Here is a 26,492-nt window from a genome sequence, read left to right as displayed (position 1 = left end):
TCAGCATTGCCCCTATTCCTGACTAATTTGTCCTGTATTGGCCCACGCAACTCAGGTCCAGCACGCTTATAGCCTTGCGTTTGGACTATATTTGATGCGCAGGAGACACAAATTGTTCAGCATGCAAAAGATTATCTACTCTGTTTTTTTGGCCGGAGCATTGACGACGACCGCCATTGCTCAGGCACCCGAGATTGTTGGTACTTATGTTAATGAGACGGGCCGCACGAAGGTAAAATTGAGCGAGTGTGGTGCCGGTGTCTGCGGCACCGTCGTTTGGATGAAACAACCAGTCAACGACGTCAACAATCCTGATGCTTCCAAGCGCGATCGCCCCGTCGTGGGCATTCAGGCCGTGTCGCTGAAGGCGGTCGGCGACGGTACTTATGCGGGCACGGTTTACGATACGGAAAGCGGCAAGACCTATTCCGGCAAGGCCAGGTTCTCCGGACAGAGCGTCGAACTTTCAGGATGCGTTCTCGGCGGCCTCCTGTGCAAGGGTTCGACCTGGCGCCGCGAATAACAGCTGCCGGCTCGCAGTTCATTCCGCCGCAACGAGTGTTACGGGTAGCGGACGGCGAACATACCAGCTCGGATCCTTGACCTGCTTGAGCACGGCCGGGATGATTTCGGCATAGCATGCGCCAAGGCCCTCATAGGGCGGTGGGCATTCGGCCCGGATCATCTCGTGCAGCTTGGGTAGGTTGTAGAATGGCACCATCGGGAACATATGGTGCTCGATGTGGTAGTTCATGTTCATGTACATGAAGCGGAACACCGGGTTGGTGTGCCACGTCCGCGTGCTTAGACGGTGGTCGCGAATATCTTCCTGCATTCCCGCATGTTGTGTCAGGTTGAACAACTGGGCCATGAAGCCGCCGTAGAAGCGGGGCAGGATAATGAACATAGCCGGCAGGATCGAGCCTGTCGCCACGCATGCCAGGACGACGCCGGCAAAGATCGCGACAAAAACCCGCGACGACCAGAAGACCTTGCGCTTTTCTCCCTCGGGAATGAAGTGGCGGCCTTCCTCGTTCAGGCTGCCCGACGCCTGCCGTATGATCGAGCCGATCTGCTTCAGACCCGACTTGATGAAGAACAGGTCGAGCAGCATTCCGGCAATGTCGGGCGGGCGCGGCACGGCAATCTCGGGATCGCGGCCGACAATGAGCGTTTCGGTGTGATGGCGTGAGTGGCTCCAGCGCCAGTAGTGGCCCTCATGCAACGTCATGAAGCCGTTGAGATGATAGAAGATTTCATTGATCCAGCGCGTCTTGAAGGGCGTGCCGTGCGACAGTTCGTGCGCGTGATGGTCAGACATGGAATAGACCATGCCATAGACCAGAAAGGCAGGGACGCACCACCACGTGCCCCAGGTCAGGAATGCCAGCGTACCTGAACCGAGCAGCAGTCCGAGCCAGACGCCGAAATGTTGCAATCCTGCCGCATCCGATCGCTTGATCAGCTGCTTGAAAGCCTTCCTGTCAACCTTCGCCGAAAACCACTCCGCTTCGACCTTGTCCTCGAACGCATCCCCGGTGATGTCGGACGCACCGCTCGCATCCCCTGTGAGCGCGTAACTACGATATGCTTCGCCCATGACGTCCTCCCACTCATCCCGCCAGCACAAACCAGCCATGGCCAACAATACGGAGTTGAAAGCATTCGTTCAATAGAATGAAACTTTTCCTTTCAAAACATATCGAAAACATCTAGCCTTTCGATGAAATAATTATGTCATGGAGGGCCTCCCGATGCGGCGACCGAATATGTCCGTACTGGCAAAGGAAGCCGGTGTCGGGGTCTCGACCGTCGATCGCGTGCTGAACGGACGGGCAGAGGTACGGGAAGAGACGGCCCGCCGGGTGCTTGAGGCCGCCGAACGGATCGGGTTTTATGCAACGCCGCTGCTCCGGCACCGGCTGAAGGCCGACCTGCCGCCGCGCACATTCGCCTTTCTGCTCCAGCAGAAGTCGACGCCCTTCTACAAACTGCTCGGCGAGGCCCTGCAGAAGGCCACGGATGAATGCGCTGGTATCCGGGGCAAAGCCATTATCGAATTCATGGACGATCTGACGCCGGGCGCCGTTGCCGAAACGCTGCTGCGCATGGGCAAGGTTGCCGATGGCATTGCCGTCGTCGCTGCCGATCATCCCAACGTGACGGCCGCCATCGATGCGCTGGGCGCCAAACCCGTCCCCGTTATCGCGCTGGTATCCGATCTCACCGCAGCTTCGCGGGCCGGCTATGTCGGGCTCGACAACAGGAAGGTCGGTCGCACTGCAGCCTGGTTTCTCGCCAACATGCTCCCCGCGAACTCAACGGTCTCGATTTTCGTCGGCAGCCATCGCTATCTCTGCCAGGAGGCTTGCGAAATCGGATTCCGCTCCTGCTTGAGGGAAAGCGCTCCGGATTTTGTCCTCATCGATCCGGTGGCAACGCTCGAAAGCGACCATTACTCGTTCGAAGCGACGCTCGACCTGTTGCGCCGGCATCCGGATTTGTCGGGGCTATACGTTGCCGGCGGCGGCATTGGCGGTGTGCTGAAGGCGGTAAGGGAGGCGGCCGGAGCGCGCCTTCCTACAATCGTCGGACATGATCTGACCGATTCCACGATGCGCGGATTGGTCGACGGGACCTTGAGTGTGGTGCTTTCCCATCCGATGCACTCGGTTGCTGAGCGAACGGTGCAGCTTCTCGCTGAAAGGAGCCTTCAATCCAAAGGCGAGTGGCAATATATGCATCACAATCTTCCGCTGCAGATTTACACCCCCGAAAGCGTCTAGCCAGACTGTCGTGCTGAAGAGACCTTCGCCCATCCGGTGATTTTTCCGACACGGTGCTGTATAGTGACCGCTCTCAATGGAGGCCGGGCAATGAAGCCAACACGCAGATCGATCCTTGCCGCCCTGCTTGCTGTCCCTTCGATCAAGATCGCGAGCGGGCTCAACGCCCATGCCGCCAGCCCGCAGCCTGCGCTGGCATTGACGCCTTCATGCCAGGATCGGGATGAACTGACGGTCGCACAAACGGAGGGGCCATACTTCAAGCCGAGCTCACCCCTCAAGCAGGATTTTGCCGCCGACGCGCCTCAAGGAACCAGCATCATCATAGCCGGGTATGTCGTTGGAACGGACTGCAAGCCGGTGCCCAAGGCGCTCGTGGAGCTCTGGCACGCGGATGACCATGGCGCCTACGACCTCGATGGTTACAGGCTCCGCGGCCATCAGTTCACGGATGAAAGCGGCCGCTGGTGGTTTTCCACCATCATACCGGCGCTCTATCCCGGTCGCACCCGCCACTATCACCTGAAGGTGCAGCGGCCTGGCGGCGACGTGCTGACGACCCAGTTGTATTTTCCAGGTGAGCCCCAGAACGACAGGGATCGCATATTCGACGAGCGGCTTCTGCTGCAGATCAGCGATACCGCCGATGGAAAAATCGGCCGCTTCGACTTTGTTGTCTAGAGCCTTTCAGGCTTAGGTGGAAGCATTGATGTTTATCCATCGGACGATGGCAATACCCGATGGATTTGGGCCAAATTCACCCGGCCCTTCGGGTTTCCGGCTGGCGGCCATCCACTTTGTCAGGCGGCGTCGGCCGATGGATAAACATCGACCTCGCCACCTTTCGCGTGGACTGTCTCGCCATCCGTGAAACAGAGCCGCTTCCAACCAAGCCTGAAAGGCTCTAGAGTGCTGTGACGATCGTCTTGCCCACGCCTCTGTCCGGCGTGCCATTGAACCCAATGATCATCAGTATCACAGAGTTGCGATTTTACTCTCACCTTGCCCCGCAATACGCTGATCTTTGAATATAATCGGGAACAGGGAGGAGATACCATGAAACGCAGGATTGCGCTTGCTGCGACTGCTTTGGCCTGTCTCGTGGCAGGGGCGTATGCCCAGGAAACCGCCATGAGTTTCTTCGTCACCAGCGTCAACCCCGGAAAGGGCGGCGATCTCGGCGGTCTCGCCGGGGCCGACGCCTACTGCACCACGCTGGCCACGGCCGGCGGCTCGACGGGCAAGACCTGGAAGGCCTACCTGTCCACCGACGCGGAAAATGCCAAGGACCGTATCGGCTCGGGTCCGTGGTACAACGCCAAGGGCGAGAAGATCGCCGATGATGTCGCGGCGCTTCACAGCGACAAGAACAATCTGACCAAGCAGACCGCGCTGAACGAGAAGGGCGAAGTCATCAACGGCCGCGGCGATACGCCAAACCGGCATGACATTCTCACAGGATCGAAGGCTGACGGGACGGCCGCCGCTGAAACCTGCGGCAACTGGACCATGGGCGGCGGCGAAGGCGCGGCGATTGTCGGCCATAGCGATCGCACCGGCCTGAACGACTCGGCTGAGGCAAAATCCTGGAATGCCTCGCATACGACCCGTGGCGGTTGCACGGTGGAGGCCTTCAAAACCACTGGTGGCGACGGACTCTTTTACTGCTTCGCGACAAACTAAACTTTGAGAAGTGGCGCGCTTTGCCGCGCGCCCTTTCTCTCAGCCAGCCTTCAACATGCTCGTGTCGACTGGCATCTTGCGCAGGCGCTTGCCGGTCGCCGCGAAAATCGCGTTTCCAACCGCCGGTACGATCGCCGACGTCCCGGGTTCGCCCATTCCGCCCGGAGATTCACCGCTTTGCACGATATGAACCTCGATCGTCGGGACTTCGTTCATGCGCATTAATTGATAGGTGTCGAAATTCGACTGTTCGACACGGCCGTCCTTCAGCGTAACTTCGCCATAGAGGGCGGCTGTGATGCCGAAATTTACCGCACTTTGGACCTGCGCCTGTATGGTGTCAGGATTGATTGCGATGCCGCAATCGACTGCGCAGACAACACGGTGCACCTTGACCGTGCCATCCTTTGCGACTTCGACTTCGGCCACCTGAGCCATGTAGCTCCCGAAAACGGTCTGGACAGAGATGCCTCTGCCCATTCCCTGGGCAAGCGGGCTCCCCCATCCGGCCTTTTCCGCTGCAAGGGCGACAACTGCCTTGGCGCGCGGCTGCTCGTCGAGAAGGGCAAGTCGATATTCGACGGGATCTTTCTTGGCCGCATGGGCGAGTTCATCCATGAACGTCTCGACCACGAAAATATTGTGAGAGGGCCCGACACTTCGCCAGAAGGCCGTGGGGATCCCTGGCGGTTCGACATTCAGATATTCGACCCGCATGTTCGGAAATGCGTATGGCGGTTCGACCGCGCCATCCACCGTTTCAGGATCAAGACCGTTGGCAAACAGGGGCGGGGCCCATCGCTTCAGGATTGACGATCCGGCGAAACGATGGTTCCAGGCGACCGGCATGCCGTCCTTGTCAAGCCCAGCCGACATGCGGTCGAAGAAGAACGGCCGGTACATGTCATGCTGGATGTCTTCCTCGCGGGTCCATACCACCTTGACCGGGCTCTTGACCTGCTTGGCAATCTCGACCGCGCGGGCCACGCCATCAACTTCGAGGCGCCGCCCGAAGCCGCCCCCGATCAGGTGGTTATAGACGTTTACTTTCTCTAGCGGCAGGCCGGACACTTTCGCTGCAACCGCTTGCGCCCGAGCGATTATCTGTGTGCCGACCCAGATATCGCAACCATCCTCGCGAACATGCACCGTGCAGTTCATTGGCTCCATCGTAGCGTGGGCCAGGAAAGGCACGTGATAGGTTGCTTCGACTTTGGTTGCAGCACCTTCGATCGCCTTGTCGACATCACCGACATTCTTTGCGACAGGTCCGGCGGAGCGGGTTGCCTCTTCGAGCTGGCTAAGGATATCGGCTGTGCTGAGCTTGGCATTGGGCCCGTCATCCCATTCGATGACCAGCGCCGCCAGGCCCTTCTTCGCAGCGCCCATGTGGTCGGCTACCACTGCGACTGCATCGTCAAGCTTCACGATCTGTCGCACGCCTTTCACCGCCTTGGCCGCCGTGTCATCCAGGGTCTTGAGCTTGCCGCCAAACACTGGTGACTGCGCGAGCGTTGCGATCTTGATGTCGGGCAAACGAACGTCGATGCCGAAAACGGCGGTTCCGTTGACTTTGGCCGGGGTGTCCAGCCGCTTTGCCGGGGTTCCGATGAGTTTGAAATCCTCGCGGCGCTTGAGTTTTACGTCGTTCGGAACGCTCAGGAGTGCGGCATCTGCAGCCAGGTCGCCATATGTGGCACGGCGGTCCGTTGCCGCATCGATGACCTCGCCCCTCTCAGCCCGGCAAGACAGAGGATCGACACCCCAACGCTTTGCCGCAGCTGCAATCAGCATGGTCCTTGCCGCAGCTCCGGCCTGACGCATCGGCCCCCACGCTGCACGGATCGTAGTCGAGCCGCCGGTAGCCTGGAGGCCGCCAAGCGCCGGATTTCCGTAACGGCTTTCATCGGGAGGAGCGTGCTCCAGTTGCACTTGCGACAGTTCAACTTCCAGCTCCTCGGCGATAAGCATGGGAACGGACGTGTAGGTGCCTTGCCCCATTTCGACATAGGGCATGGTAAGGATGATCTTACCCTCGGTATCAATGCGGATGAACGCATTGGGTGCAAATTTATGGCTCGCTGCGCGTGCATCCGGGACCGCGAACGGCAGATGCAGGCCGAGCAGCAGGCCGCCACCGGCAGCTGCGCCAGCCTGCAGAAAATGGCGGCGGGATAGTCCGCGGTCTGAAACCGTAGCGGAACCATTCAGGGTATCGGGGCGATCGAACATCATCTCAGCCTCCCTGATTCAGTGAACGGGCCGCCAGCTTGATGGCTTCGCGGATGCGGATATAGGTGCCACAGCGGCAAATGTTTCCGGACATCGCGTCATCGATGTCCTGGTCTGTCGGATTTGGATTTTCCGCAATCAGGGCCGATGCGGACATGATCTGGCCCGACTGGCAATAGCCGCACTGGACAACCTCAAGGTCAAGCCAGGCTTTCTGGATCTTCGCGCCTGCCGGTGTCTGTCCGATTGCTTCGATTGTCGTGACTTCGGAACTGCCAAGGCTGTCAATGGTCGTGACGCAGGAGCGTGTCGCCACACCATCGACATGCACGGTACAGGCGCCGCACAGTGCCTGGCCACACCCGAACTTCGTTCCGGACATTTCCAGTACATCGCGTAAAACCCACAGGAGAGGCGTGTCGTCGTCAACATCGACGCTTCGATCGACACCGTTGATCTTGATCGTGGTAGCCATATTGTTCGGGTCCCCTTTGTTCTGTATCGGGACGGGCCTGCGCGACGATGAAAAAGACGCGCATCCCGTCTTGGTGATAGTGGGCGTTTGAAAGGCCGCAAAGGTCGAATGTCCCTCGATTTCGGACATTCGCAGAAGAACGCGGAACTATACTCCTCCCTTGGTGAACGGGGAAGCTGATGGACCGACAGATCCGATCACGATTTTGTCGAGCTAGAGGTGGTCGCAACTGGAACGGTCGGAAAGCCTCTCGGGCGGGCTTCAGACCGGCGTTCGCGGGGGTATCGAATAGGTCGACGTTGCATGGGCAACGAGCTGGCCGTTCATCGCACTGGTCATCGCAATATCGACGACCGCGAGCCGTTTGCCGAGCTTCAAAAGCTTTGCCACCGCATCGATGGGGCCGAGTTCCGGCTTGCGCAGGAAATTGATGTTGAGATTGGTTGTCACGGCGAGTGCGACCGGGCCGATCTGCGCAAGGATCGCAAGATAGGCTGCAACATCCGCGAGTGCGAAGAGGGTCGGGCCGGACACCGTGCCGCCGGGACGCAGATGCCGTTCCAGCGGGTCCAGTCGCATGGAAGCAAAGCCGGAGCCTGCGCCCGTCACCGTAAACGCTATTCCATCGGCATTTACCTGGGGAAATTCACGCTCCAGAAAGGATGACAACGCTTCTACATCCATCATGACGCCCACAAACGTGCCCTCCGACTGTTTTCTTGCATGTTTCGCTGCTACTTTTAGTTTTCCGCATCGCCTTTACAAGGAGACGCTATGAAACCGCCAGGAATAGTTGTCGCAACCTGTTTTGCCGCGCTTGCCTATGCCGGGTTCCTTGCCACGCAGCCGCCTCCACGGCCCGTGCAGGTGGTTGAAGCCTACGCCTTGCCCGCGCGCCCTGTTGTCCTGTCCGAAGACATGGTCACACGCTTTCTCTATGGCTTTGCCCCCGTTGCTGCGACTGCGCGGGAGCTCGACGCGAAGGGCACGCCAGAGCAGCGAACGGCCGTGCTGGACAGGAAAGCGGCGGAGTTTGGCTTTGCCAGCTTTGCCGACTGGGTTGATACGACCAATACCATCATGGTCACCTATCACTGGGCGACCAATCCCGATCCGCGCCTGGAAGTTGAAAAGGCGATCAATTCCATTCCGTCCATGCTCACTCTCACCGACACGGAAAAGTCAGAGATGATTGATGGATTGAAGGCTGGACTTGCCAAGGTGGAAAATGCCAAACCGACTCCCGGGAATCTGGCTATCGTCCAGCGGCATCTGCGCACGTTGAAGCCGTTCTACGAACTTTGGGCGCCACCAGAGGCGCAATAATCGCCGAAGAGGAGCGACATGGGCGAAATCCACGCTATCCGCCGTGAACAACCGATCGTGGGATACGAACTGGCGGACGGGGTTCTGCGGCTGACACTGCAAAATCCGCCAGCCAACGCGTTGTCCCTTTCCATGATGCAATTGTTGCTTGATCACCTTGCCACGGCCCGTGACGACCGCGCGGTTCGGGTCATCATCATCGATTCATCGCTGAAGCTGTTCTCGGCCGGCCACGATTTGAAGGAGTTGACCGCACATCGTACGGACCCGGATGCCGGCCGCGGCTTTTTCGAAAGGACCATGCGTCTCTGTGCCGAGCTGATGCAGGCCATCGTCCGCCATCCGAGGCCGGTCATTGCCGCGGTTGACGGTCTGGCGACGGCGGCGGGCTGCCAGCTTGTCGCCTCCTGCGATCTCGCCATCTGTACCGACAAATCCTCGTTCTGCACGCCGGGGGTCAATATCGGTTTGTTCTGTTCGACGCCGATGGTGGCACTCTCGCGCAATGTATCGCGCAAACAGGCGATGGAAATGTTGTTGACGGGCGAAACCATCGATGCGTCGACTGCCCGTGAGTTCGGGCTCGTCAACCGCGTCGTGCCACAGGAATACCTGAATCAGATTGTCCGGAAATATGCACAAACCATTGCCGCCAAATCACCTTTGACTGTCAGGACCGGCAAGGAAGCCTTCTACAGACAGGCGGAGATGGGACTGGCCGAGGCCTATGACTACGCCACGCAGGTGATGGTCGAGAACATGCTGGCTCGCGATGCGGAGGAAGGCATCAATGCCTTCATCGAGAAGCGCCGGCCCGAGTGGAGGGATGAGTGAATTGGGAAATGAGTACACAGACGATTTCATCCGCAACATTCTCACATCGGTCAGGACCATTGCGCTGGTTGGCGCGTCGCCCAACGAAGCACGGCCCAGCCATTCGGTCATGAGATTCCTGCTGGCCAAGGGTTACAAGGTGATCCCGGTCAACCCCGGGCAGGCAGGTAAGCAGATCCTCGGTCAGACCGTATATGCCCATCTGGCGGATATTCCCGGACCGGTCGATATGGTTGATGTCTTCCGCAACTCCCTTGCGGTCCCCGGCCTCGTCGATGAGGTGCTGGCATTGAAAGCCCTGCCGCAGGTTATCTGGATGCAGCTTGGCGTCCAGCATGAAGAGGCGGCGCGACGAGCGGAAGCCGCGGGTATCAGCGTGGTGATGAATCGCTGCCCGGCAATCGAATATCCCCGGCTTGGAATGAAACCGTCCTAGTCGTCCGGATACACACCCGAAATTTGCCGGAAAAATTCAGCGTTGGGAGCAATCTTGTGCAAGGACATGCGATTCTCGCACAAGATTCCCCGAATCTGGTTCAAAATTCTCTATCCAGGGCTGAAATTAGTTTGTGGTCAGTTGCGAAAACGTGCGCTTGGCGTCAGCGTCGCGATTTCATAGGTTGATCAGGTCAGACCGCACAAGGGAGTAAGACATGGCGCAGCGCGCACCCGGAATCGAAACACTTGCCGTCCATGCGGGTGCCAGGCCCGACCCGGCGACAGGGGCGCGGGCTACGCCGATCTATCAGACAACAGCCTTTGTCTTTGACGATGCGGACCATGCCGCATCATTGTTCGGGTTGAAGGCATTCGGCAACATCTACACCCGAATCACCAATCCAACCAATGCGGTACTGGAAGAACGTGTAGCGGCACTTGAGGGGGGTACGGCGGCGTTGGCAGTTGCATCGGGCCATGCGGCGCAACTTTTGGTCTTTCACACCCTGATGCAGCCAGGCAGCAATTTCATTGCATCGAACAAGCTCTATGGCGGCTCGATCAACCAGTTCGGCCAGTCGTTCAAATCCTTCGACTGGCGGGTGCGCTGGGCCAATGGCGACGATCCTTCGTCGTTCGAAGCCGAGATCGATGAACAGACCCGTGCCATCTTCATCGAGAGCATCGCCAACCCCGGCGGGGTCATTACCGACATCGAAGCCATTGCCAAAATCGCCCACGAACATGGTCTTCCCCTGATCGTGGACAATACTCTCGCATCGCCCTATCTCATTCGTCCGATCGAGCATGGTGCTGATATCATTGTACATTCTGCAACAAAGTTTCTCGGTGGACACGGCAATTCGATGGGGGGAATCATCGTGGATTGCGGGACGTTCGACTGGTCGAAATCCGGCAACTATCCGCTGCTATCTGAGCCCCGCGCCGAATATAACGGCGTAGTCTTGCACGATACGTTCGGCAATCTTGCCTTTGCCATCGCCTGCCGTGTCCTCGGCCTGCGCGACCTCGGACCGGCCCTTTCTCCGTTCAACGCCTTCCAGATATTGACCGGGATCGAGACCTTGCCTCTGCGGATGCAGCGCCATTCGGACAATGCCTTGCAGACCGCCAAGTGGTTGAGCAGGCACGAAAAAGTGGCCTGGGTCAGTTATTCTGGTCTCCCCGAAGACCCTTACAACGCCTTGCAGAAAAAGTATGCTCCAAGGGGAGCAGGCTCGGTCTTCACCTTCGGTTTGAGGGGAGGTTATGAAGCAGGGGTGAAACTCGTTGAGAATCTTCAACTTTTTTCGCATCTTGCCAATATCGGTGACACGAAATCCCTCATCATCCACCCGGCATCGACGACACACCGGCAGCTTGCCGACGAGCAGAAGGTGGCGGCAGGCGCCGGACCGGATGTCGTTCGCCTTTCTATTGGCATTGAAAGCGTCGAGGATATAATCTCCGACCTTGAACAGGCCCTTGCAAAAGCTGATTAACGCCATGAATAATTTCGTCAAAATCGACTTCGACGGCATCGATCCCGAACATGGAGCGCCCAAGCCGGAACGTGTCATTTCTGGAGACCCCCAGTTCCGGACGTGGAACTGCGACGCGGTCGACGGCGGCATTTATGCGGGAATCTGGGAGGCTACTCCCGGAAAATGGCGCATCGCTTATGATGAGTGGGAGTTCTGCCATATCCTGTCGGGTCTGTCAGTGATCACCGAGGAGGACGGTAGCGAGTATCGCGTTGAAGCAGGTGACAGTTTCGTGCTGCGCCCTGGCTTCCGCGGCACATGGGAAGTCCTTGAAACGACGCGGAAGGAATATGTGATCCGTCTTTGATCACCATGTGACGTGAAGCCGTTCGAGCCCATGGAAATGGTATGTATCGCGATATATGGATTGTCCGTTGAGCCTTAGGTTGGGCAAGCGATCGAAAAGGACCTTCAGGGCAACCTGCAGTTCCAGCCGCGCCAGCGGCGCACCGACGCAGAAATGAATGCCGGCGCCAAAGGACAGGTTCTTCTGGTCGGTGCGGTTCGGCATGAAGACATCCGGTGATCCGAATGCCCGGGGATCTCGGTTGGCGGCAGCCAGCATCAGTCCGATCTGGTTTCCGGGCTGGAGCGTTATGCCGTCGCCGAGATCTATTTCCTCATAGGCATAGCGTGTGAACATGTGCAGAGGAGCATCAAATCTGAGGCATTCCTCTACTGTTTTTGCTACGCTTTCCGGGTCGTCAAACAGTCTTGCCGGGTCGTGGCCACCCTCAAGAACTGTCTTAACCGCATTGCCGGTCTGGTGCACGGTGGCTTCGTGACCGGCATTGAGCAGAAGGATTGCCGTTGTGACGAGCTCGTCCTCCGATAGCTTTGCGCCGTCCGCCTCGGCGGCAAGCAGCAGGCTGAGGAGATCGTCCCTGGGATCGGCACGCCGGCGTCGCGCGTAGTCGCGCATGAAGCCGGAAAACTCTGCGGCTGCGGCGTTCGCCCTCTCTTCCGACTCGCCATTGCGGCCATGCATGTACATCGAGACAATGCGATGCGACCAATCCAGCAGTTGGGGTGCGGATTCTACCGGTACGCCCAGCATCTCGGCAATGATCGTTACCGGAATGGGAGTAGCAAAATCGGCAATGAGTTCAGCCTCACCCCGAGACTCGAATCGATCGATCAGATCGTGTGCCAGCGCCTCGATGCGCGGGCGTAGGCGGTCGACCTGTCGCGACACGAATGCACGGTTGACGAGGGTGCGCAGCCGCGTATGTGCTGGTGGTTCGAGCTCCAGCATCGAGAATTTTTCGACGTGGTCAAAATCCTTCAGATGCGATCGGTCGCCGATATTGCCTTGCGAATCCGCCACACTGTTGCGTTTTTCCCGCCCGAAGCGGCGGTCTCGCAGCAATTTATTGACGGCGTCATAGCCGATGAAACACCAGAAGCCGTAATTCTCCCAGAAGAAGGACGGGGTTGCCGCATGGAGCCGTCCATAGGCCGGATAGGGATTCTGGAAAAAAGTCTGGTCGTGCGGATCAAGCCACAGGCGCCGGTGGTTGGTCTCAAAATGAAACGATGACGGGCGGGAAGAAGACATCGGTTGAGTTCCATCCATGCAAAAACTATTCAAAGCCATTGAGCATTCGGCACAAAACGGTCCATATTCATCCGAATCTCGCTTTCCCCAAGACATAGCAGGCCCAAATCATGAAAATCACCATTGTCGGCGCAGGAATCGCCGGTCTTTCGACTGCGTGGTCACTGACCAAGGCGGGGCATGCGGTAACGCTGATCGAGCAGGGACCGATTCCCAATCCGCTGGCCGCCTCGGGCGACCACCACCGCATCATCCGCCGGGCATATGGGAATGCAGGCGGCTATGCCGATGCAATTTCGGAAGCGTACGATGCCTGGAATGAGCTGTGGCATGACATTGGAACAAGCCATCTCGATCCCCGCGGTTTCATCTGCGTATCGCGTGAACCAGGTGACGAGGCCGAAGAGTACCGCGACGGCCTGGAACAGGGCGGTTATCCGCTTGAACTCTATGAGCCGAACGAGGCTGTGAAGCGTTACGGCTATCTGGACGAAGGGACGTTTCGCTACGCTTTCTTCTCGCCGGAGGGCGGTGCTCTCCATTGCAAAAGGATAGCGACCGACATTGCGAGGTGGTTGCGAGCTCACGGGGCCACGCTCCTGGAGAATACCAGGGTTGTGGCTGTGGAAAGTGCCGCTGGTTCTGTGGTTGTTGAAGACGGCACCGTCATCGCTGCCGACAAGGTGATCGTTACCGCAGGCGCCTGGGTTTTGAAGCTATTTCCCGAGCTTGCGGCGACGCTTACCACCTATCGTACTGCTGTCGTTTATCTCGAACCGCCAGCTGATCTGAAAGCGGCTTGGGACAAATCACCCGTTGTGCTCGACGTCGGTGGCCGAACGGATGGCTATATCATACCGGCAAGTGGTGGCGGGGGCCTGAAGTTCGGTTCCGGCCTGCACAAGCGCAAGACACCTGACGCCAATCTCGACCGTATTCCCGCGCAGGGCGAGGGTGAGGCAATTCGCGACCTTTTCGCACCTCCGATGAAGCGGCTCTCCGAATACAAGGTTACAGACGTCGTTACCTGTGCCTACACCTTCACATCCGACGAGAGGTTCTTCGCGACAGAAATGGACAAATGTCTTGTTGTTTCAGCCTGTTCGGGTCACGGCTACAAGTTTGGTGCGGCTGTTGGGCGGCGCGTCGCGAGCTCCATCGGTGATGGCGACGTGCCAATGCTCCAGCGCTGGCTGAAAGCGGAGGCCGCATGACTATCGGCCGAACGCATTTACCTTCCACCAACGATCCCGTCCCGGAACATCTTGCGGAGACGGGTAGCAACGCCCTATGTATCGAAAAGTAGTCCACGAATCTGGGGTATTTGAACCCCTTATTCCCCAAAACGCTGAGGCCCACCGATGAGAGATCCAATCGAAACAGCTATGAACCTCGTGCCAATGGTCGTCGAACAGACCAATCGGGGCGAGCGGGCCTATGATATTTTCTCGCGCCTGCTGAAAGAACGTATCATTTTCATTACCGGACCGATCGAGGACGGTATGGCGACGCTGATCTGCGCCCAGTTGCTCTTCCTGGAATCGGAAAATCCGAAAAAAGAAATCAACATGTACATTAACTCGCCAGGCGGTGTCGTGACCTCCGGCATGGCGATCTACGATACGATGCAGTTCATCCGACCGGCAGTTTCGACACTCTGTTTCGGTCAGGCTGCCTCCATGGGCTCGCTGCTTCTGACGGCCGGTGAAAAAGACATGCGTTTCGTCCTGCCTAACGCCCGCATCATGCTGCACCAGCCGTCGGGCGGGTTCCAGGGACAGGCCTCGGATATCGAGCGCCATGCCCAGGACATCATCAAGATGAAGCGGCGTCTCAACGAAATCTACGTCAAGCACACGGGCCGCGACTATGAGACGATCGAGCGGACGCTTGACCGCGATCACTTCATGACGGCCCAGGAATCACTCGAATTCGGTCTGATCGACAAGGTACTTGAGTCCCGCGCGATCATCGAAGGCGACGGAAAGTAACCGGCTAAATGCCGCTCCGGGTCGAAAATGAACATTTTTTGACCCGGTTGCGGACTTTTCGCCACATATCCGGCTTGCATAGAGCTGAGCAGACGTTACGTTAAGCCATTAGTGAGCTAGGAAGCCTATTCTACGAATGACTATTCACTTCCACCTGGAGGAAGTGGCGGTCCCGGGAGAGCGGGGCTGATACTGAAAGGAAACTGCAATGAGCAAAGTCAGCAACGGCGGCGGCGATTCCAAGAATACGCTTTATTGCTCGTTTTGCGGGAAGAGCCAGCACGAAGTTCGCAAGCTGATTGCGGGCCCGACTGTATTCATCTGCGATGAATGCGTTGAATTGTGCATGGACATCATCCGCGAGGAGAACAAATCCTCGATGGTGAAATCCCGCGAAGGCGTCCCGACGCCGCAGGAAATCATGGCGGTGCTGGATGATTACGTCATCGGCCAGAGCCATGCCAAGCGTGTTCTCTCCGTCGCGGTGCACAACCACTACAAGCGGTTGGCCCACGCATCGAAAAACAATGAAGTCGAACTGGCGAAATCCAACATTCTTCTGGTTGGCCCCACCGGTTGCGGCAAGACATATCTCGCACAGTCACTTGCCCGCATCATCGACGTGCCTTTCACGATGGCAGACGCGACGACGCTGACGGAAGCAGGTTATGTCGGCGAGGACGTTGAAAACATCATCCTGAAGCTGCTGCAGTCGGCCGACTACAATGTCGAGCGGGCGCAACGCGGTATTGTCTACATCGATGAAGTCGACAAGATCAGCCGCAAATCGGACAATCCGTCCATTACGCGCGACGTCTCGGGCGAGGGCGTGCAGCAGGCTCTGCTGAAGATCATGGAAGGAACAGTTGCTTCCGTGCCTCCCCAGGGCGGACGCAAGCATCCACAGCAGGAGTTCCTGCAGGTTGATACGACCAACATCCTGTTCATCTGTGGCGGTGCTTTTGCCGGTCTCGACAAGATCATCTCGGCCCGCGGCGAAAAGACGTCCATCGGCTTCAGCGCTGCGGTCAAGGCACCGGATGATCGCCGCGTGGGTGCCATTTTCCGCGAACTTGAACCAGAGGATCTGCTGAAGTTCGGCCTGATCCCCGAATTCGTCGGCCGCTTGCCTGTCATCGCAACGCTTGAAGATCTCGATGAAGTTGCGCTGGTGCAGATATTGTCCGAACCAAAGAACGCTCTGGTGAAGCAGTATCAGCGTCTGTTTGACATGGAGAATGTTGAGCTGACATTCCACGAAGATGCACTGAAGGCCATCGCCAAGAAGGCCATTGCGCGCAAGACCGGCGCGCGCGGTCTACGGTCGATCATGGAGAAGATTCTCCTCGACACGATGTATGAGTTGCCGACACTTGATGGCGTCCAGGAGGTTGTCATCTCCGGTGATGTGGTCGAAGGCAATTCAAGGCCGCTCTACATCTATGCTGAACGCAAGGAAGAAAAAGGCAACGTTTCCGCCTGATTCGGAAGCCAGCGAACAGATGGAAGGCTCCGCGCTCTGCGGAGCTTTTCTGTTTTATACGCCTCACAATTGCGCTAAGAAGAATTGTTTACATTTGAGTAACCATGTGGACGCAGGAGATACATGGCAGATTGGGGTCGCGACACGGCGATGCACACACCGCCCGCATCGAGGATTTCCACGAAAATCGCCGGCAATGAGGGAGAGTGGTGGGGCAAGAGATTGCGCTCGCACCCTTCCAGGCGCAGGATGAATTACGATTCTGTGAATGCACTTGAGGTGGCGCGAAGCTTGAAACCGGCGACCCGTCACTCCAAGTAATGGTTAAGCTGCACAACTGGTAGTACGCCGCTCAGTGCACGGTTCAAAAGTTTGGGGTATAGTCCGATAGTGGATGCCAGGTTTTGGATTGATTGTGCGACCAAAGGGTACCCGGATGTGGCGATCTGGCCAAATGGCCTGAGAAAGGACATGAAATGACGGTTGCAAGCAAGAAGACACCGGCGGGTGGTGAGAGCGGGCTCTATGCCGTTCTACCGTTGCGCGATATCGTTGTCTTCCCCCACATGATCGTTCCACTCTTCGTCGGTCGCGAGAAATCCATTCGAGCGCTCGAGGAAGTGATGGGCGTCGACAAGCAAATCCTGCTTGCCACACAGAAGAACGCTGCAGATGATGATCCGCAGGCTGATGCCATCTACACGGTTGGTACGATTGCCAACGTCCTGCAGTTGCTGAAACTTCCCGACGGTACCGTGAAAGTATTGGTCGAAGGCATCGCCCGCGCCGAAATCACCAGTTTCAGCGATCGCGAAGACTATCATGAAGCCAATGCAGTGACCCTCGCGGAACCGGAAGAAGACCCGGTCGAAATCGAGGCACTGGCGCGTTCGGTCGTGTCGGACTTCGAAAACTATGTGAAATTGAACAAGAAGATATCGCCAGAAGTCGTTGGCGCTGCCGGGCAGATCGAGGACTACTCGAAACTGGCCGATACGGTCGCCTCGCATCTTGCGATCAAGATTCCCGAGAAGCAGGACATGCTGTCCATCCTGTCGGTGCGTGCACGACTGGAAAAGGCGATGTCGTTCATGGAATCGGAAATCTCGGTTCTACAGGTGGAAAAACGCATCCGCTCGCGCGTCAAGCGCCAGATGGAGAAGACCCAGCGCGAGTACTACCTGAACGAGCAGATGAAGGCGATCCAGAAGGAACTCGGCGACGGCGAAGATGGCCGCGACGAGGCTGCCGAACTGGAAGACCGCATCAAGAAGACGAAACTGTCGAAGGAGGCACGCGAAAAGGCCAATGCCGAGCTCAAGAAGCTCCGGCAAATGAGCCCGATGTCCGCCGAGGCGACAGTCGTGCGTAACTATCTCGACTGGCTGTTGTCGATCCCGTGGGGCAAGAAGTCGAAGATCAAGAACGATCTCAACCTCGCCGACGAGATTCTCGACGCCGAGCATTATGGCCTCGACAAGGTCAAGGACCGCATCGTGGAATACCTCGCTGTGCAGGCCCGCTCGACCAAGATCAAGGGTCCGATCCTGTGCCTCGTTGGTCCTCCCGGCGTCGGCAAGACTTCGCTCGCCCGCTCGATCGCCAAGGCCACCGGCCGTGAATACATCCGTATGTCGCTTGGCGGCGTGCGCGACGAGGCTGAAATCCGTGGTCACCGCCGCACCTACATCGGCTCGATGCCCGGCAAGGTCATTCAGTCGATGAAGAAGGCGAAGAAGTCCAACCCGCTGTTCCTGCTCGATGAGATCGACAAGATGGGCCAGGACTTCCGCGGTGATCCGTCGTCGGCTTTGCTGGAGGTATTGGATCCTGAACAGAACTCAACGTTCATGGATCATTACCTTGAAGTCGAGTACGACCTGTCGAATGTAATGTTCGTAACGACGGCCAATACGCTGAATATCCCGGGTCCGTTGATGGATCGCATGGAGATCATCCGTATTGCCGGCTACACGGAAGATGAGAAGCTGGAAATCGCCAAGCGGCACCTGTTGCCGAAGGCCATCCGCGATCATGCATTGCAGCCGAAGGAATTCTCGGTTTCCGAAGGGGCAATCCGCGCCATCATCCGCAACTATACGCGGGAAGCGGGTGTCCGTAGTCTTGAGCGCGAACTGATGAAGTTGGCACGCAAGGCCGTTACCGAGATTCTCAAAACCAAGAAGAAGGCCGTAAAGGTTACGGAAGCCAACATCGACGACTATCTCGGTGTCGAGAAATTCCGTTTCGGCCAGATCGACGGCGAAGACCAGGTTGGTGTTGTGACCGGGCTTGCCTGGACCGAAGTTGGCGGCGAATTGCTGACCATCGAAGGAGTCATGATGCCCGGCAAGGGTCGCATGACGGTGACAGGCAACCTGCGCGATGTGATGAAGGAATCGATCTCGGCGGCGGCATCCTACGTCCGCTCACGTGCCATCGATTTCGGTGTCGAGCCGCCGCTCTTCGATCGCCGTGACATCCACGTGCACGTGCCGGAAGGCGCAACGCCCAAGGATGGTCCGTCGGCCGGTGTCGCGATGGTTACAGCCATCGTCTCGATACTGACCGGTATCCCGGTCCGCAAGGATATCGCCATGACCGGCGAGATCACGCTGCGGGGCAGGGTACTGCCGATCGGCGGTCTCAAGGAGAAGCTGCTTGCGGCACTACGCGGCGGCATCAAGACGGTTCTGATCCCTCAGGATAACGCCAAGGATCTGGTGGAGATTCCTGACAACGTGAAGAATGGGCTTGAGATCATTCCGGTGAGCCATGCCAATGACGTGCTCAAGCACGCATTGATACGCCAGCCGGACCCGATCGAGTGGACGGAACCCGCTCAGGTACCGACACCGGTTGTCGATGTCGAGGACGAAACAAGCGCACAGGTCGCTCACTAAATCGAGTGACAAAAAAGGCCGGGCAAGCAATTGCCCGGCCTTTTTGATTCTTGAATTGGGAGTTAGAGCGCGCTCGAGAGTATGCCAAGCCCCACTAGTGCGGCGATGCCGCCAACGAAACGCACGACGCTCGGCCCGATACGCCGGCTGATAGTGCCGATCCCGAACCCAAGGCCAATGCCGGTTACGTGCAGCAGCGCGGTCGCCAATGTGAAGCCGGCGGCATAGGTGAGGGTAGTTACATTTTCCGGCATTTCCGCCCCATGGGCATGGCCGTGGAAAATCGCAAAAAGACCAACCAGGCCTGCGGCGATGGCAGCAGGTGTCCTGATCTCCAGCGCAACCGCCGCGCCGAGTGCGATGACCGACATGGCGATTCCAACTTCAACAAACGGCACGTTGACGCCAAAGCCACCCAGGGCGCCGCCAATGGCCATCATGCCGACAAACGCCAGGGGAACGAGCCACAATGCCCGTCCGCCGATTTGAAACGCGAGGACACCAACAAGAATCATTGCCAGCATATGGTCAAGGCCGGAAAGGGGATGGGCAAAGCCGTGTGCGAAGCCGCTCGTTTCGCCAACGCCGACATGGGCATGGGCGAGGGCGGGATAGAGAATGGCTGGGAGCAGAAGAGCGATTCGTGTCATGCGGTTGGATAGCATTGGATGTTCCCGTTTTTTTCAGCGTTCTTGGAAGGAGTGCTGGCAACATTGTTGCAGCAGAAGCGCGCGGGTGAAAAGGGCAAAATGCTGCGACTGCTAAATATGCGAGAACGAACTATCTGCGCGCTGCAGCATCCAGACGTGGATTGCCTTGTCTGATCCCGGTGAAACCATGCCATGGGTTGGCATCGGCTTCAGTGGTCACGATCGGTCTATCCAGGGGGAATGGTGGGCGATGAGAGACTCGAACTCCCGACATCTTCGGTGTAAACGAAGCGCTCTACCAACTGAGCTAATCGCCCTTCGCAAAGGGTGCGTGGGGAGCGTTTATGCGTTTAGCGCGATATTGGCAAGAGGGGATGCGACACTTTTATGATTTGTTTGAAGAGTTTTTCACAATCGCATTTTTCCTGTCGGGTTGTGCTTGACACTCCCTCTCGAACCCCTTAAACGACCGCTCACGCCGGACAAATTGTTCGGTAAGAAAGTGCGCGGGTGTAGCTCAGTTGGTTAGAGTGCCGGCCTGTCACGCCGGAGGTCGCGGGTTCGAGCCCCGTCACTCGCGCCACTTTTCTCTCAAGTATTCTCAGTAAATACTTGTAATTGCAGGAAGTGGCGCATCGCACGCTTTCGTCGTTCCCACCCATAATTATTCCCGATTGCTTATTTCGATGTGACTGGCCTTTGACCATCAGTTCCTGATGTCGCTCACAAATCTCGCCGGCCGGCTGATAGTTCGGCCTGTCACCGCATGCTCCCGGTTAGTGGTCTGAGACGCATTATCGTAAAAAATCTTGAGAGGCGCATGCGATCGGGAATCACGGAAGTTCTCCTCCCACATAAATGCATTGCTGCAATGCACACAAATCGGTTGCCAGAATTCTGCTCCCGATGCAGCAATCATTCTTTCTCAAGACTCGCGGTTAGCTCAATCAATGCCCCTACCGATTCTCGCCCTTGCCATTGCGTCGTTCTGCATAGGAACGACCGAATTCGTCATCATGGGATTGCTGCCCGAGGTGGCCGCCGATCTTGGTGTTTCCATTCCTGATGCCGGGCTGCTCGTCACAGGTTATGCGCTGGGTGTGGTGGTCGGTGCTCCAATCATCGCGATCGCCACCGCATCGTTCCCGCGCAAGCCTGTGCTGATCGGATTGGCGACGCTGTTCGTGATCGGCAACCTATTGTGCGCGCTGGCGCCCAATTACTGGATGTTGATGCTTGCGCGAGTCGTCACCGCCTTCGGCCATGGAGCGTTCTTCGGAATCGGCTCGGTGGTTGCTGCCAATCTCGTTCCCCGCCACAAGCGGGCCAGCGCCATCGCCTTGATGTTTGCTGGCCTGACGCTTGCCAATATTCTCGGGGTGCCTGCGGGCACTGCACTTGGCGAGGTATATGGCTGGCGCGCGACATTCTTTGCCGTCGTGGCAATTGGCGTCGTGGCGGTCATTGCCATCGTCCTCTTGGTCCCGGCTTCAAATGGTCAACAGGAGAGTGGCGGCATTTTGAGCGAAGTCAGGGTGCTTGGTAAATTGCAGGTCTGGCTTGCAATGCTGATATCGGCATTGGCCTCGGCCGGCCTGTTTGCCGTGTTCACCTATATCAAGCCGATTCTGACCGATGTATCGGGTATTCCCACGCCAATGGTGACATGGATCCTGCTGCTGTTCGGAGCCGGCATGACGGTAGGCAATATCATCGGCGGCAAGCTTGCCGACTGGAAGCTGATGCCCACCGTGATAGGGACATTGGTGGCATTGATACTCGTTCATTCGCTTTTTGCGGAAGTGAGCGGTAGCGCCGCCGCGACTATTGCAATCGTCTTTGTTTGGGGCGTTCTGACATTTGTCATCGTTCCCCCGCTGCAGATGCGCGTGGTGGAAGCGGCTGACGAAGCCCCGAATTTGGCGGCAACCCTCAATCAGGGAGCATTCAATGTCGGAAATGCCTCCGGTGCATGGATCGGCGGAGCGGCGCTAACCTGGGGCGTGTCCTATCAGAACCTGCCATTTGTTGGAGCAGCACTGGCCTTGGTCGGCCTGTTTGTAGCGCTATGGTCACTGCTGCTGGACCGCCGGGCGTATCGCGAGAGACAACTTGCCGAGGAAGGGCAGCGGCTCGCTCTCGAGCCTCTCGCAGGAGTTTGACGGTTGCTTTTCAACGTGTGCGAAGCGTCAGGAACGGTCATCGGTGGGCGCATTATTTCGTTTGGGCCCGACCGGCAAATTTTCTTGTCTAAATCGTTTATAGGACCGAATGTCGCAGCCAGAATTTCGCGGGCGTATAGTAGCGCGTTGGCAAGTCACATTATCATCATTCTAAAAAGCAATTTTGGCCTCTTTTCTCGTAGAATGCAGCAAAAAACGCGTAATATGGGGATTTTTACGCAAACCGACGCGCCGTTTAAGCGGCTGCGGCGTGGTTTCTACAGCGATAGTTGCACTTGCGCCCATGGCGCTAACGCGCTAACGCTCGCCCCGTCGGGCCAACTCAAAGAGTGGTGCGATCTGTCGCCTATTGGTGGCAGTCATGTGCATAACATGGCATTCTTGTCAGCCTGAGTTCACAAGGCGGAAAAAGACGGATCATGAACGAGTTATTAAGTTCCTACCTGCCCATCGTCATCTTCATTGGAGTGGCGCTGGTTATCGGTCTGGCACTGCTGGTTGCGCCTTTCCTGGTTGCATATAGTGCGCCGGATCCGGAAAAGCTGTCGGCCTATGAGTGCGGGTTCAACGCATTTGATGACGCCCGCATGAAATTCGACGTCCGGTTCTATCTGGTTTCGATTCTGTTCATCATTTTCGATCTTGAAGTTGCCTTCCTGTTTCCGTGGGCAATCTCCTTCGGCAAAATCGGCTGGTTCGGTTTCTGGTCGATGATGATCTTCCTGGCCGTTCTGACAATCGGCTTTATCTATGAGTGGAAAAAGGGAGCGCTGGAATGGGATTGACCGCTAGCCAAACGACACTCGTCGCCGCGCAGCCGAAAGGCATCCTCGACCCGAATACCGGCAAGCCGATCGGATCGGATGACGCGTTCTTCGGCGAGATCAACAATGAGCTCGCAGACAAGGGCTTTCTTGTCACATCAGCCGACGCGCTAGTGACCTGGGCGCGCACCGGGTCGCTGATGTGGATGACCTTCGGTCTCGCCTGCTGCGCCGTTGAGATGATGCACACGTCCATGCCGCGCTATGATGGCGAGCGTTTCGGTTTTGCGCCCCGCGCGTCACCGCGCCAGTCAGACGTAATGATCGTTGCTGGTACTCTCACCAACAAGATGGCGCCCGCGCTGCGGAAGGTCTACGACCAGATGCCGGAGCCGCGCTATGTGATCTCCATGGGGTCGTGTGCCAATGGTGGTGGATACTACCATTACTCCTATTCGGTGGTGCGTGGCTGCGATCGCGTCGTGCCTGTCGATATTTATGTGCCGGGCTGCCCGCCGACCGCCGAGGCGCTTCTTTATGGCGTGCTGATGCTGCAGAAGAAAATCCGCCGCACTGGCACGATCGAGCGATAGGATACGGCGATGGCTGAAGAAGCATTGATCGAACTTGGCAGTTTTCTCAAGGAAAAGGCTGGACTTGTCCTCAAGTCGGTCGATCTGGCCTATGGCGAACTGACCGTTACGGTTGAGCCGGGCGAACTCATCAGCACGCTGACTTTCCTGCGTGACGATAGGCAATGCCAGTTCATCTCTCTGATCGACATCAGCGGTGTGGACTACCCGTCCCGTTCCGAACGGTTCGACGTCGTCTATCATCTGCTTTCACCGCGTCATAATTTGCGCATCCGAGTCAAAGTCGCAACAGACGAGGATACGCCGGTACCGTCGGCCACGCCGGTTTATCCAGGGGCGGACTGGTACGAGCGCGAGACCTACGATCTCTACGGCGTGCTGTTTTCGGGTCATCCGGATCTTCGACGGATTCTTACGGACTATGGCTTCGAAGGTCATCCATTGCGCAAGGACTTTCCGCTTACCGGATTTGTCGAGGTTCGTTACGACGACGAAGTCAAGCGCGTCGTCTATGAGCCGGTCGAGTTGAGGCAGGAGTTCCGCAATTTCGACTTCCAGTCCCCTTGGGAAGGCACCGATTATGTGCTCCCGGGTGATGAAAAGGCGAAGGCAAATTGAGCGCGCTTGAGACATTCTGCGCGGCCCACCGGGAAAATACCCATGACTGAACACAGCGTCCGCAACTTCAATATCAATTTTGGCCCGCAACATCCGGCCGCGCATGGCGTTTTGCGCCTCGTGCTTGAACTGGACGGCGAAGTGGTCGAGCGCGTCGATCCGCATATCGGCTTGCTTCATCGCGGGACTGAAAAGTTGATGGAAGCCAAGACCTACCTGCAAGCCGTGCCATATCTGGATCGTCTCGATTACGTCGCGCCGATGAACCAGGAGCATGCGTATGCGCTGGCGGTCGAGCGATTGCTCGAGATCGAAGTGCCAAAGCGTGGCCAGCTCATTCGGGTTCTTTTCTCGGAAATAGGGCGCATCCTTTCGCATCTTCTGAATGTGACCACGCAGGCGATGGACGTCGGTGCGCTGACACCGCCGCTCTGGGGCTTCGAAGAACGTGAAAAGCTGATGGTATTCTATGAGCGTGCCTGCGGCGCGCGCATGCACGCCGCTTACTTCCGCCCCGGCGGCGTTCACCAGGATCTGCCTGACCAGCTGATCGAAGATATTGGCAAGTGGTGTGATCCATTCTTGCAGACCGTCAAGAATCTCGACGATCTGATTACGCCGAACCGTATTTTCAAGCAGCGCAACGTCGATATCGGCGTCGTAAAGCTGGAAGATGCCTGGGCGTGGGGGTTTTCGGGTGTGATGGTGCGCGGCTCCGGTGCCGCATGGGATTTGCGCAAGTCCCAGCCCTACGAATGCTACTCCGAGATGGATTTCGATGTTCCCATCGGCAAGAACGGCGACTGCTACGATCGCTACCTGATCCGTATGGAGGAGATGCGCCAGTCCGTTCGCATCATGCGCCAGTGCGTTGACCAATTGCTCGGCAAGGAACGGGTGGGACCAGTATCTAACACTTCCGCCAAGATCGTACCGCCAAAGCGCGGTGAGATGAAGCGATCGATGGAAGCGCTCATCCATCACTTCAAGCTTTATACCGAAGGATACCACGTACCTGCCGGTGAAGTTTACGCCGCTGTCGAAGCGCCGAAAGGTGAGTTCGGCGTATACCTGGTGTCGGATGGGTCGAACAAACCCTACCGTGTCAAATTGCGGGCGCCGGGTTTTGCGCATCTTCAAGCCATGGACTTCATGTGCCGTGGTCACATGCTAGCCGACGTCTCTGCCGTCCTCGGCTCGCTCGATATCGTATTTGGTGAGGTTGATCGCTAATGTCCGTCCGTCGTCTCGCAGAAGATAGCGTCCAGCCAGCAGCCTTTGCGTTTAATCGCGAGAACAGCGTTTGGGCGAAGCAGGCTATAAAGAAATATCCGAAGGGCCGTGAACAGTCGGCCGTCATTCCGCTGTTGATGCGGGCCCAGGAACAGGACGGCTGGGTTACGAGGGCCGCAATCGAATATGTCGCCACCATGCTCGACATGCCGATGATCCGCGTTCTGGAAGTTGCAACATTCTACACGCAGTTCCAGCTCAAGCCTGTCGGTACACGCGCCCACATTCAGATTTGTGGCACCACGCCGTGCATGTTGCGTGGCGCAGACGACCTGAAAAAAGTCTGTCAGCACAAGATCCACCACGATCCCTTCCATACCAACGAGGCAGGCACGCTGTCGTGGGAGGAGGTCGAATGCCTTGGCGCCTGCGTCAATGCCCCAATGGTCATGGTGTTCAAGGATACCTATGAAGACCTGACGCCAGAACGCCTTGCGGAGATCATCGATGCGTTCGAGGCAGGTAACGGGGCGTCGGTGCCGGTCGGACCACAGATCGAGCGCTATGCTTCGGCACCGCAAGGCGGGTTGACATCGCTCACCGAGGGCAACGGTTCTGCCAAGCCGAAGCTTGCTGCCAAGAGCGCTCCGGCCCAAGTCGCGGATGTACCGCCGTCAAATGCTGCCAAACCGGTGACGCATGATGAAGTGACGAATGCAGCCATCCGGTCACCGTCCAAGGTGAAAGCCACCAAGGCCGCCGAAGCGGCGACATCGAAACCAGCCGAGGCTCCGGTTGCCGCCAGGGCGATCAAGAACCCGCCGATTGCCGAGGGCTCGCTTGCCGAAAAGCCTCCGGTCCAGTCCGCCAAGGCATCGGAGTCTGTATCCCTGGAAGACAAGAACCGGCCAGCATCGATCGAGAGGCCGGTTGTGATCGATGATCTCAAGCTCATCGCGGGTGTCGGGCCGAAGATTGAAGGCATTCTGCATGAACTCGGCATCTTTACCTATGCGCAGGTTGCGGCGTGGAAAAAAGCCGAACGCGAATGGGTCGACAGCTATTTGAACTTCAAGGGCCGCATCGAACGCGACGACTGGGTCAAGCAGGCAAAAGCTTTGGCCAAAGGCGGCGAGGCGGAATACATCAAGGTTTTCGGCAAGAAGCCGAGGTAATTTGAGTTTGCGGATGCATTGAG

25 protein-coding genes and 2 tRNA genes are annotated in these 26,492 nt (G+C 57.5%); 20 read left to right on the top strand and 7 right to left on the bottom strand.

Annotated features, from left to right (window positions below):
* Positions 1–121 precede the first annotated feature (121 nt).
* The gene (locus K9U38_RS13445) at positions 122–523 is read left to right on the top strand and encodes a DUF2147 domain-containing protein (protein WP_224494839.1); all 402 of its coding nucleotides are present in this window, start codon (positions 122–124) and stop codon (positions 521–523) included.
* Between the two features lie 18 nt (positions 524–541).
* Here the strand turns inward: K9U38_RS13445 and K9U38_RS13440 are convergent, their stop codons facing one another.
* Complete coding sequence (locus K9U38_RS13440; RefSeq protein ID WP_224494838.1) at positions 542–1,600, bottom strand: fatty acid desaturase; 1,059 nt, start codon at positions 1,598–1,600, stop codon at positions 542–544.
* A gap of 154 nt (positions 1,601–1,754) precedes the next feature.
* On the opposite strand from K9U38_RS13440, the gene K9U38_RS13435 reads away from it, so the two are divergent.
* From K9U38_RS13435 to K9U38_RS13425, 3 genes are all read left to right on the top strand, one after another.
* Positions 1,755–2,786, top strand: coding sequence for a LacI family DNA-binding transcriptional regulator (locus K9U38_RS13435; protein WP_224494837.1), 1,032 nt, complete (start codon positions 1,755–1,757; stop codon positions 2,784–2,786).
* 90 nt (positions 2,787–2,876) lie between these two features.
* Complete coding sequence (locus tag K9U38_RS13430; protein ID WP_224494836.1) at positions 2,877–3,467, top strand: dioxygenase family protein; 591 nt, start codon at positions 2,877–2,879, stop codon at positions 3,465–3,467.
* A gap of 375 nt (positions 3,468–3,842) precedes the next feature.
* The gene (locus K9U38_RS13425; protein WP_224494835.1) at positions 3,843–4,469 is read left to right on the top strand and encodes a hypothetical protein; all 627 of its coding nucleotides are present in this window, start codon (positions 3,843–3,845) and stop codon (positions 4,467–4,469) included.
* Between the two features lie 39 nt (positions 4,470–4,508).
* Here the strand turns inward: K9U38_RS13425 and K9U38_RS13420 are convergent, their stop codons facing one another.
* The 3 genes from K9U38_RS13420 to K9U38_RS13410 form a co-directional block, all read right to left on the bottom strand.
* On the bottom strand, positions 4,509–6,704 hold the full coding sequence (locus K9U38_RS13420; RefSeq protein ID WP_224494834.1) for a xanthine dehydrogenase family protein molybdopterin-binding subunit: 2,196 nt from the start codon (positions 6,702–6,704) through the stop codon (positions 4,509–4,511).
* A 1-nt stretch (position 6,705) separates the two neighbouring features.
* Complete coding sequence (locus K9U38_RS13415) at positions 6,706–7,176, bottom strand: (2Fe-2S)-binding protein (RefSeq protein ID WP_224494833.1); 471 nt, start codon at positions 7,174–7,176, stop codon at positions 6,706–6,708.
* Positions 7,177–7,437: 261 nt separating this feature from the next.
* Positions 7,438–7,863, bottom strand: coding sequence for a PaaI family thioesterase (locus K9U38_RS13410; protein ID WP_224494849.1), 426 nt, complete (start codon positions 7,861–7,863; stop codon positions 7,438–7,440).
* Positions 7,864–7,950: 87 nt separating this feature from the next.
* On the opposite strand from K9U38_RS13410, the gene K9U38_RS13405 reads away from it, so the two are divergent.
* From K9U38_RS13405 to K9U38_RS13385, 5 genes are all read left to right on the top strand, one after another.
* Positions 7,951–8,502, top strand: a complete 552-nt coding sequence (locus tag K9U38_RS13405) for a hypothetical protein (RefSeq protein WP_224494832.1) — start codon at positions 7,951–7,953, stop codon at positions 8,500–8,502.
* A gap of 18 nt (positions 8,503–8,520) precedes the next feature.
* A complete protein-coding gene (locus tag K9U38_RS13400; protein WP_224494831.1) occupies positions 8,521–9,336 on the top strand; it encodes an enoyl-CoA hydratase in 816 nt (271 codons plus the stop codon).
* Positions 9,329–9,772 carry a CoA-binding protein gene (locus K9U38_RS13395; protein WP_370631927.1) on the top strand — a complete coding sequence of 148 codons (444 nt, stop codon included), beginning with the start codon at positions 9,329–9,331 and terminating at the stop codon, positions 9,770–9,772. The genes K9U38_RS13400 and K9U38_RS13395 overlap by 8 nt, the downstream gene beginning before the upstream one ends.
* Positions 9,773–9,989: 217 nt before the next feature.
* Positions 9,990–11,276, top strand: a complete 1,287-nt coding sequence (locus K9U38_RS13390; protein WP_224494830.1) for an O-acetylhomoserine aminocarboxypropyltransferase — start codon at positions 9,990–9,992, stop codon at positions 11,274–11,276.
* Between the two features lie 4 nt (positions 11,277–11,280).
* Positions 11,281–11,625, top strand: coding sequence for a cupin domain-containing protein (locus K9U38_RS13385; protein ID WP_224494829.1), 345 nt, complete (start codon positions 11,281–11,283; stop codon positions 11,623–11,625).
* Here K9U38_RS13385 and K9U38_RS13380 read toward each other — a convergent pair whose 3' ends face one another.
* On the bottom strand, positions 11,626–12,876 hold the full coding sequence (locus K9U38_RS13380) for a cytochrome P450 (protein ID WP_224494828.1): 1,251 nt from the start codon (positions 12,874–12,876) through the stop codon (positions 11,626–11,628). It abuts the gene before it with no gap.
* A gap of 110 nt (positions 12,877–12,986) precedes the next feature.
* On the opposite strand from K9U38_RS13380, the gene K9U38_RS13375 reads away from it, so the two are divergent.
* The 4 genes from K9U38_RS13375 to lon all read left to right on the top strand — a co-directional run bounded on the left by K9U38_RS13375 (position 12,987) and on the right by lon (position 19,253).
* Complete coding sequence (locus tag K9U38_RS13375) at positions 12,987–14,090, top strand: NAD(P)/FAD-dependent oxidoreductase (RefSeq protein WP_224494827.1); 1,104 nt, start codon at positions 12,987–12,989, stop codon at positions 14,088–14,090.
* A gap of 147 nt (positions 14,091–14,237) precedes the next feature.
* Positions 14,238–14,867, top strand: coding sequence for an ATP-dependent Clp protease proteolytic subunit (locus K9U38_RS13370; RefSeq protein ID WP_106712215.1), 630 nt, complete (start codon positions 14,238–14,240; stop codon positions 14,865–14,867).
* A gap of 208 nt (positions 14,868–15,075) precedes the next feature.
* Positions 15,076–16,350: an ATP-dependent Clp protease ATP-binding subunit ClpX gene (gene clpX, locus K9U38_RS13365; RefSeq protein ID WP_106664975.1), complete on the top strand. Its 1,275-nt coding sequence runs from the start codon at positions 15,076–15,078 to the stop codon at positions 16,348–16,350.
* A 476-nt stretch (positions 16,351–16,826) separates the two neighbouring features.
* Positions 16,827–19,253, top strand: a complete 2,427-nt coding sequence (lon, locus tag K9U38_RS13360) for an endopeptidase La (protein ID WP_224494826.1) — start codon at positions 16,827–16,829, stop codon at positions 19,251–19,253.
* 62 nt (positions 19,254–19,315) lie between these two features.
* Here the strand turns inward: lon and K9U38_RS13355 are convergent, their stop codons facing one another.
* Both K9U38_RS13355 and K9U38_RS13350 read right to left on the bottom strand, forming a co-directional pair.
* On the bottom strand, positions 19,316–19,918 hold the full coding sequence (locus K9U38_RS13355) for a HupE/UreJ family protein (protein ID WP_224494825.1): 603 nt from the start codon (positions 19,916–19,918) through the stop codon (positions 19,316–19,318).
* Between the two features lie 226 nt (positions 19,919–20,144).
* Positions 20,145–20,220 (bottom strand) — tRNA-Val (locus tag K9U38_RS13350).
* A gap of 189 nt (positions 20,221–20,409) precedes the next feature.
* On the opposite strand from K9U38_RS13350, the gene K9U38_RS13345 reads away from it, so the two are divergent.
* The 7 genes from K9U38_RS13345 (at position 20,410) to K9U38_RS13315 (ending at position 26,469) form a co-directional block, all read left to right on the top strand.
* Positions 20,410–20,486 (top strand) — tRNA-Asp (locus K9U38_RS13345).
* A 367-nt stretch (positions 20,487–20,853) separates the two neighbouring features.
* Positions 20,854–22,065 (top strand): MFS transporter, encoded by a 1,212-nt coding sequence (locus tag K9U38_RS13340; RefSeq protein ID WP_224494824.1) that lies wholly within the window; start codon positions 20,854–20,856, stop codon positions 22,063–22,065.
* A 440-nt stretch (positions 22,066–22,505) separates the two neighbouring features.
* Positions 22,506–22,871, top strand: coding sequence for an NADH-quinone oxidoreductase subunit A (locus tag K9U38_RS13335; protein WP_106712210.1), 366 nt, complete (start codon positions 22,506–22,508; stop codon positions 22,869–22,871).
* The gene (locus K9U38_RS13330) at positions 22,862–23,443 is read left to right on the top strand and encodes a NuoB/complex I 20 kDa subunit family protein (RefSeq protein WP_224494823.1); all 582 of its coding nucleotides are present in this window, start codon (positions 22,862–22,864) and stop codon (positions 23,441–23,443) included. Before K9U38_RS13335 ends, K9U38_RS13330 begins: the two co-directional genes overlap by 10 nt.
* 9 nt (positions 23,444–23,452) lie before the next feature.
* Positions 23,453–24,061: an NADH-quinone oxidoreductase subunit C gene (locus K9U38_RS13325; protein ID WP_224494822.1), complete on the top strand. Its 609-nt coding sequence runs from the start codon at positions 23,453–23,455 to the stop codon at positions 24,059–24,061.
* Positions 24,062–24,103: 42 nt separating this feature from the next.
* Complete coding sequence (locus tag K9U38_RS13320; RefSeq protein WP_224494821.1) at positions 24,104–25,294, top strand: NADH-quinone oxidoreductase subunit D; 1,191 nt, start codon at positions 24,104–24,106, stop codon at positions 25,292–25,294.
* Positions 25,294–26,469, top strand: coding sequence for an NADH-quinone oxidoreductase subunit E (locus K9U38_RS13315; protein ID WP_224494820.1), 1,176 nt, complete (start codon positions 25,294–25,296; stop codon positions 26,467–26,469). Before K9U38_RS13320 ends, K9U38_RS13315 begins: the two co-directional genes overlap by 1 nt.
* Positions 26,470–26,492: the final 23 nt, after the last annotated feature.

Source organism: Phyllobacterium lublinensis (assembly GCF_020164435.1).
Lineage (GTDB): Bacteria > Pseudomonadota > Alphaproteobacteria > Rhizobiales > Rhizobiaceae > Phyllobacterium > Phyllobacterium lublinensis.
This window is presented reverse-complemented; position numbering and strand designations above follow the sequence as displayed.